Annotated in this window: 6 protein-coding genes and 1 pseudogene; 3 read left to right on the forward strand and 4 right to left on the reverse strand. The window is 71.8% G+C overall.

The genetic code is table 11. From position 1 onward, the window contains the following. Positions 1-18: 18 nt before the first annotated feature. The 3 genes from GUY59_RS05140 to GUY59_RS05150 form a co-directional block, all read right to left on the reverse strand. Complete coding sequence (locus tag GUY59_RS05140) at positions 19-888, reverse strand: sucrase ferredoxin (RefSeq protein ID WP_252374867.1); 870 nt, start codon at positions 886-888, stop codon at positions 19-21. 97 nt (positions 889-985) lie between these two features. Then, a complete protein-coding gene (locus GUY59_RS05145) occupies positions 986-2,500 on the reverse strand; it encodes a glycerol-3-phosphate dehydrogenase/oxidase (protein ID WP_138200009.1) in 1,515 nt (504 codons plus the stop codon). 51 nt (positions 2,501-2,551) lie between these two features. After that, entirely contained in the window at positions 2,552-3,076 is a 525-nt protein-coding gene (locus tag GUY59_RS05150) for a TetR/AcrR family transcriptional regulator (protein WP_138200010.1), read from the reverse strand. Positions 3,077-3,107: 31 nt separating this feature from the next. Here GUY59_RS05150 and GUY59_RS05155 point away from each other — a divergent pair, with 31 nt between their 5' ends. Further along, positions 3,108-4,679 carry an FAD-binding oxidoreductase gene (locus GUY59_RS05155; protein WP_138200020.1) on the forward strand — a complete coding sequence of 524 codons (1,572 nt, stop codon included), beginning with the start codon at positions 3,108-3,110 and terminating at the stop codon, positions 4,677-4,679. A 26-nt stretch (positions 4,680-4,705) separates the two neighbouring features. On the opposite strand, the gene GUY59_RS05160 is transcribed toward GUY59_RS05155, so the two are convergent. Beyond that, positions 4,706-4,897: a hypothetical protein gene (locus GUY59_RS05160; RefSeq protein WP_138200011.1), complete on the reverse strand. Its 192-nt coding sequence runs from the start codon at positions 4,895-4,897 to the stop codon at positions 4,706-4,708. A 350-nt stretch (positions 4,898-5,247) separates the two neighbouring features. On the opposite strand from GUY59_RS05160, the gene GUY59_RS05165 reads away from it, so the two are divergent. Both GUY59_RS05165 and GUY59_RS05170 read left to right on the forward strand, forming a co-directional pair. After that, the gene (locus GUY59_RS05165; RefSeq protein ID WP_138200012.1) at positions 5,248-6,732 is read left to right on the forward strand and encodes a metallophosphoesterase family protein; all 1,485 of its coding nucleotides are present in this window, start codon (positions 5,248-5,250) and stop codon (positions 6,730-6,732) included. A gap of 49 nt (positions 6,733-6,781) precedes the next feature. After that, positions 6,782-7,622, forward strand: a pseudogene (locus tag GUY59_RS05170) (bifunctional 3'-5' exonuclease/DNA polymerase); the annotation flags it as partial.

Below are 7,622 nucleotides of genomic sequence, written 5' to 3' on the forward strand. Positions count from 1 at the left end.
GGCCGTGATGTTCCCTGGTCAGGCGAGAGCAGGCGTGGTGTACCGCACAGGCGTGAGCCTGTCCAGCGAAACCAGCCGGTAGGTGGTGATCGTCTCGGCGCAAGCCGTGCCACACGGCGCTGTGAACACCGATGGCTCAACCACAACCTGGAACCGGACGTCGCCGCAGCGCACGATGGCTTCGGTGACGTCGCCGTCCGACCTGGAGGATTCCACGGCCACCGCGCCGACGGAGCACTCTCCCGTATGGGTTCGGGCGAAGTGCTCCACGGCTTGCAATGGCTCAGGGATGCCTGCGCGTCCCCGGTAGCGGTCGAGAATGATCTCGCCCGACCGGTACGCGTTAGCCGCTGCCAGTGCAGCAGCCTGAGACATGCTGCCGTAGAAAATTCCGTGTGGCAAGCACACGAGGTTGGCGGCGTAACGATCGCCGCCAACGTGTGACGTTTCCCACACTCTGTCCGGCAAAGATTCGGCCAGTGACCGAGCGAGGGGTAGTCCAATGCGGGCGCAGCACACATTGCGCTTGGCGTGCGTGCAGACCAGAAATACCGGCTCGTCTTCAAGTATGCAGGACTCCGGGACCACTCCGGTCACGAAAGCGTCCAGGTCAAGATCGTCGGGACCTGCGACGACGCCCCCCGCGAGCCACGGACGATCACCGGCGGCGTGACCCAGTAGCACACGGATGCCCTGATCCTGCGGGCGGGTCCGCTTTCCCGGGCGGCGGATCAGCTGGGGTCTGATACCGCGTTCGAGCGCCCGGCGGACGAGTTCGGAGATTTCTTCAGGAAGTTCGAAGTTTTCCAGGCGGGAAGGCCACGCGCCGGTGTATTCGATGAGCAGCCAGAGCCTGGCCCCCACCGTGGCACTGGCCAAGGTGGGCACCTCCCCCGTGTGGCACCCGCTGGGATGCTCGCAGCCCCTCGCCAACGCCCGTTCTCCTTCCCGTTAGATTAGGTAAGCCTAATCTAACGGGTTGGTGCTACCGGACGTGGGGTGTTCCGCGCAGTACGTCCCGTGTCGCTGCCAGTGCGCGTTCCCTGTCCTGCTCGACCAGGCCGATCCTGGTCCGCCGGTCCAGCAGGTCGCTCTCGTCGAGCGCGCCCTCGTGCAGGACCGACCACAGCAGCTCGCCCTGGGTGATGCCGAGCCCGGCCTCCTCTGGGTGCGCCTTGACGAGCTCGTGCACGGCCTCCGCCTCGCTGCCGTACCGCTCGGCCAGCCGCACCGGCACCCCCGCCGGCTGCGGGCCCGCTCCCACGAGCGGGATCTTCCTCGTACGGCTCCGCCGGCCCGGCAGCCTCGCGGCCGAGACCGCCCGCTCCACCGCGTCCTCGGCCATACGCCGATATGTCGTGAGCTTGCCACCCACGACCGTGACGACGTTGCCCTCGGACATCACCGCGTGCCTCCGGGACAGGTCGGCCGTCCGCCCGTCGGCCGCCAGGAGGGGCCTGAGGCCCGCGTACGCGCCCGCAACCGCCTCTCTGGTCACCGGAGCCTCAAGAACGCCGTTCAGCACCTCCAGGAGCATTCTGACGTCTTCCTCGGGGGCCTCGGGCACGTCCGGCACCGGCCCGTCCACCGGCTCGTCCGTGAGCCCGACGTGGATGCGGCCGTCGTGCTGGGGGAGCACGAGGGCGAACCGGTTGCTCTCGCCCGGGATGGGCACGTGCATGCCCGCGATCAGCCCGGGCAGCGTCCCCGGCGACAGGACGACGTGGGTGCCGCGCGACGGACGCAGTCTCACCTGCGGATCCAGCGTTCCCGCCCACACCCCCGTCGCGTTGATCACCGCTCCGGCCCGGATGGCGAACTCCTCGCCCGTCAGCTCGTCGCGTACGTCGGCGCCCTCGTGCGTGAGCCGCAGCGCGCGGCAGCGGGTCAGCACGCGGGCGCCGTGCGCGGCTGCGGTCCTCGCGATCGCCACCACCAGCCGCGCGTCGTCGAGCACCCGGCCGTCCCACGACAGCAGCGCGCCGCGCAGGCCGTCGCCGTCGAGCACGGGCGCGAGGGTGCGGGCGCGGGCCGCGGTCAGCCGCGTGGGGCCCGGCAGCAGGCGTCGCGGGGTGCGGGCGGCGGCCCGCAGCGCGTCGCCCAGCCGGTAGCCGGCCGCCGCCATGAGCTCCTGGCCCCGCGAGACGGCGGGCGTCAGCGGCAGCACGTACGGGTGCGCCTTGATCAGGTGCGGAGCCGTCGTACGGAGCAGGACGCCACGCTCGGCCGCGCTTTCGCAGGCCACGCCGACCTGCCCCCTGGCGAGGTAGCGCAGCCCGCCGTGGATGAGCTTCGAGCTCCATCTCGACGTGCCGAACGCCAGGTCGTGGGCGTCGATCGCGGCCACGCGGAGCCCACGGGACGCGGCGTCGAGCGCGGCGCCCGCGCCGGTCGCGCCGAGCCCCACCACCAGCACGTCCACCCGCTCCTCGGCGACCCGGCGCAGCTCACGGGCCCGTCTGCGGGCGTTCAGCGAACTCCCCGGGGCAGGCTCGGCCATCAGCCCGTCACCTCTCCCGCGCTGCGGGTGCCGACCGCGGCGGCGGCACGTTCAGCGGCTCTCTCGTCGGTCAAGGTATCCCTCCAGCAAGGCGGCGAGTTCGGTGTCGAGGTCGTCCACGGTCACGGGGCCGAGCATGGTCGGAGCCGACAGCAGGAACGACTGGGCCACCAGCAGCACCGCTCTGGCCCTGCACGCGTCGCCGAATCCTCGCTCCAGCACCTCCAGCACGGCCTCGTGGGTCGCCCCGCGCCGGTCGAGCAGGTAGGGGAGCAGCAGCTCGGGATCCACCTCCACGATCCTGCGCCACAGCGGGTGCGCGCGCAGCTCCCGCACGCCCGCGACGACCGCGCGGACAGGGTCGGACATGTCAAGCTCCGCGACCACTCGTACCCACTCCCTGGTCATCAAGTCGGCGACCAGCGTGCGCACGTCCGGCCAGTGGCGGTAGAGCGTCATCCGTGACACCCCCGCCCGGCGCGCCACATCCGTGAGCGTCGTCCTGCGCACTCCGTAGGCCAGCACGCAGTCGCGGGCGGCGTCCAGAATGCCGTCATTGTGACGAATCGACTTCATGTGTCACAGTGTACCCATGCCTGGAGAACCCATGTCGTGGTCGGGCTGGGGCGACCCCGCCCGCGCCCGGGAGCTGCCCGAGCAGGTCCGCACGCTGCTGCACGACCTGCTCGGCGTACGCGCGCCCGCCGGCCCCGCCGCCTCGCTGGAGTCGGTGCGGCTCCCGCCGGTCGCCCTGCCGGGGCCGCTGGTCGAGGCCCTCGCCGGCGTGACCGGCGCGGAGCACGTCCTCACCACGCACGAGGCCCGCGTACGGCACACGCGCGGCAAGTCCACTCCCGACCTGCTGCGGATGCGCGCGGGAGACGGCTCCGACGCGCCCGACGCCGTGGTGCTGCCCGGCTCGCACGAGGAGGTGGCCGAGCTGCTGCGGCTGTGCTCCGCCGAGCGGATCGCGGTCGTGCCCTTCGGCGGCGGCACCTCGGTCGTGGGCGGGCTCGCCGCCGCCCGCGCCGGGTTCGCCGGGGTCGTCGCGCTCGACCTGGCCAGGTTCGACCGGCTGCGCTCGGTCGACACGGAGTCGATGGTGGCCGAGTTCGAGCCGGGCGTGCGGGCCTCCGAGGCCGAGCGGCTGCTCGCCGCGCGCGGGCTCACGCTGGGGCACTTCCCCCAGTCCTTCGAGTACGCCACGCTCGGCGGTTTCGCGGCGGCCCGCTCGAGCGGCCAGGCCTCCGCCGGGTACGGGCGCTTCGACGACATGGTCATGGGCCTCACCGTCGCCACCCCGGCGGGCACCCTCGACCTCGGCCGCGCCCCCAGGTCGGCGGCCGGGCCCGACCTGCGGCAGCTCGTCCTCGGCTCGGAAGGCGCCTTCGGGGTCATCACGTCCCTGCGCCTGCGGGTGCGCCGCGCGCCCGCGGAGCGCCGCTACGAGGGATGGCGCTTCCCGTCGTTCGCCGCGGGCTCCGCGGCCGTGCGGGCGCTGGCGCAGGAGGGGCCACTTCCGGCCGTGCTGCGGTTGTCCGACGAGACCGAGACCATGATCGGGCCGGCGAAGCCGGACGCCATCGGAGCGGGCGGCTCCGGCTGCCTGCTGATCGCCGGCTACGAAGGCGCCTCGGAGGGGGATCGGCAGGCGGCCGGAGCCGCCGTGCTGGCGCGGCTGGGCGGCGAGCCGCTCGGCGCGGACCCCGGCGTGGCGTGGGAACGCGGCCGGTTCTCCGCGCCGTACCTGCGCGACTCGCTGCTCGCGGCCGGCGCCACGGTCGAGACACTGGAGACGGCCGGGTTCTGGGCGAATCTGCCGCGCCTCTACGACGCCGTGCGGCTCGCCCTGCTCGGGGCGCTCGGCTCACCGCTGGTGATGTGCCACATCTCCCACGTGTACGAGACCGGCGCCTCCCTGTACTTCACCGTCGTCACCCCGCAGGACGCCGACCCGGTCGCCCAGTGGCAGCGGGCCAAGACGGCGGTGAACACGGCCATCGTCGAGGCGGGCGGCACCATCACGCACCACCACGGGGTGGGCCGCGACCACCGCGACGCGTACGCGGCCGAGCTGGGTCCCGTCGGCGTGAGCGTCCTGGAGGCGGTCAAGTCCCGGCTTGATCCCGCGGGCGTGCTCAACCCGGGCGTGCTCGTGCCCCCGGCCGGGGGCGGCTGAGCCTCCCGGCCGGCGTCGGCGGGCCGTCAGTCGGGTGGGAGGAGCCGGTCGGCCTCGGCCACCAGCGCGGCGGCCTCGCTGTAGCGGTGGAGGGCCTCCAGCACGGCGGCGAGCCGGTGCAGCGAGGCCACCAGCGGGGCGCCGCCCGCCGGACGGGTGAGTGCCACCGCCTCCTGCGCCAGCGGCAGCGCCTCCATGGGCCGCCCCCGCCGCAGCATCAGCCGAGCCCCCGTGGTCAGGCACCTGGCCAGCAGACCCGAGTATTCCTCCGGAGACTCCCCGACCAGAACCCGGCTCCTCGCGATGGCTTCGCTCAGGCTCTTGAACGCCGCTCCACCCCATCGGGGCCGAGTCTGCGCATAAGCCAGTAAACCCTCAATAGCGTCCGCTTCGGATGTGCCTCTGCGGGTCGCGTCATCAGGGCCGTTACGGGTCATGGGAGCCTCCCCTCGGCGGTCCCAACCGCTTGCTTGGGGTGGTGAGGGTACACCATGGTGCACCCTCCGCGTCCCTGGCTGCACGGAGCGTTCAAGATGCGTGATCGGTAGATCCCGGTAAAGATGTTGACATGGTGGAAGTCGCGGCCGAACGCGCAAAGCAGCTCTCCTCGCGGGTGTCGGAGGCGGGCGCCGGATGGGCGTGTCCGCAAGTGGGGACGTTCGCGCAGCTCAGACCGGACAAGAGGGGATTCAGCTGGCTCAATTTACGGACGTTGTGGCGCTCGCGTAACGAGGTGCTGGCCGGGTTGTTCGGTGATCCGTCCGGGCAGGTGCGGGCGCAGTGGGTGGAGGCTCAGGAAGCGCGCGGGATAGATCCGGAATTTCGCATCAAGGCACCTGCTGGCGGAAATTTCAGTTTCTTGCTGCTCGGTGATACCGGTGAGGGAGATGCCTCCCAGTACGCCGTTGTTCCGGGGATGTTAAAAGTCGGCCAGGGGACATCGTTCGCCGTCATCGCGAGTGATGTGGTCTATCCGACGGGATCGGGCAACGAGTACGAAGACAAGTTCTTCCGTCCGTACAAGGATTATGACGCCCCCATTTACGCCATCCCCGGCAACCACGACTGGTACGACGGCCTCGGCGGGTTCATGCGGGTCTTCTGCGACGCCCGGCTCAAGCCGAAGCCCGACCGCGGGCTGCGGGGGCTGCTGTGGCGCAGACCGGAGCCGATCGACGAGGCGCGGCTGGCCAAGGCGCGCGAGCTGAGGGGCGGGCCGTCCCAGCAGGCGGAGCAGCCGGGGCCGTACTGGGTGATCGAGAGCGACAGCCTGCTGATCGTGGGGGTGGACACCGGCATCAAGAACACCATCGACAAGGGGCAGACCGCGTGGCTGCGGCGGGTCTCGCTCGACCCCCGTCCCAAGATCCTCGTGACGGGCAAGCCCATCTACACCGCCAACGCGTACAAACCGTCGCCGCTGGAGGAGGGCGGCACGATCGACGACATCGTGCGCGACCCCGCACACCGGTACGTCGCGGCCATCGGCGGAGACGTGCACAACTACCAGCGTTATCCGGTCAAGGTGGGTGACCGGGTGATCCAGTACGTCGTGTCGGGAGGCGGCGGCGCGTTCATGCACGCGACGCACACCATCCAGCGCGTCGACGTGGCCGGCGTGCACGAGGACGACTTCCGGTGCTACCCGCTGCGCGGCGACTCGCTGTCGTTCTACAGCCAGCTCTACGCCACCAGGCTGCGGATGAAATGGCTCTACCTCACCCCTGCCGAGGCCGCGTGCGTCATGTCGGAGCACGTCAGGAACCAGCCGGTCAGGACACCCGAGGGAACCGTCGCGCTCACCCGCAGGATGCGGTGGGCGGCGCGGCTGCTCGGCGGCTGGCCGTGGCCGTTCCGGCTGCCCGTGGACAGGGTGTTCCACCGCTACCTGTCCGAGTTGTCCGACTGGGACACCCCGCCGTTCTTCAAGCAGCTGATGCACGTCACCGTCACGCCCGATGAGCTGACGCTGCGCTGCTACGCCGCCACCGGGTGCCTGGGGCAGGAGCTGGACCCGCCGCTGGAGGACGAGGTACGCATCAGCCTGGCGTGAGACCGGCCCGGGCCCGGCTTTGTCGGAGGCGTTTGGCACTCTTGAGCACGTGCATGTCGTGGTCGCGGGGGAGACGCTGCTCCCGGTGGGTGGCGCCCCTCGCCGTCCCGCCGATCCGGCGCGGGCGGTCGCCGAGCTGGAGGCGTCCGAGCGCCCGCGCTGGGTCTGGGCCGACGCCCGTGAGGACTACGCGCCCCTGGTGGCGCGCGGGGTGCGGGTCGCGCGCTGCCACGACATCGCGCTCACCGAGGGGCTGCTGCTCGCGCACGAGGGCCGCTACGGCGAGGCCCGCTCCGCCAGGGCCGCGTACGCCAGGCTCCACGGGCTGGCGGTCCCCGACGACGAGCCGAGCGCGCCCGGCACGCTGTTCTCGCCCGAGCCGCCGGGCGCGGAGGCGGTGGCGGAGGTGCTGGCCGACCAGCTCAGGCGCATCGCGGCGCTGCCCGAGCCAGGAAGGTTCCGGCTGCTGGTCGCCGCCGAGTCCGCCGGGGCGCTCATCGCGGCCGAAATGGCGCACGACGGCATGCCGTGGCGTGCGGACGTGCACGACGAGCTGCTGACGGAGCTGCTCGGCCCGCGGCCCGTGCACGGCATGCGGCCGGCCAAGCTGCAGGCGCTGGCCTCCGAGGTGGCTGCGGCGTTCGGCCACCCGGTCAACCCCGACTCGGTGCAGCAACTGGTCAAGGCGTTCAAGGCGGCGGGGGTGACGCTGAAGACGACCAGGTCATGGGAGCTGAAACGCGTCGACCACCCCGCTGTGGCGCCGCTGCTGGCCTACAAGGAGCTGGCCAGGCTGTTCAGCGCCCACGGGTGGGCGTGGGCCGACCAGTGGGTGCGCGACGGCCGCTTCCGCCCGGAATACGTGGTGGGCGGGGTGGTCTCCGGGCGGT

This window comes from Nonomuraea sp. K271 (assembly GCF_009908215.1).
GTDB classification, from domain to species: Bacteria; Actinomycetota; Actinomycetes; order Streptosporangiales; family Streptosporangiaceae; genus Nonomuraea; species Nonomuraea longispora.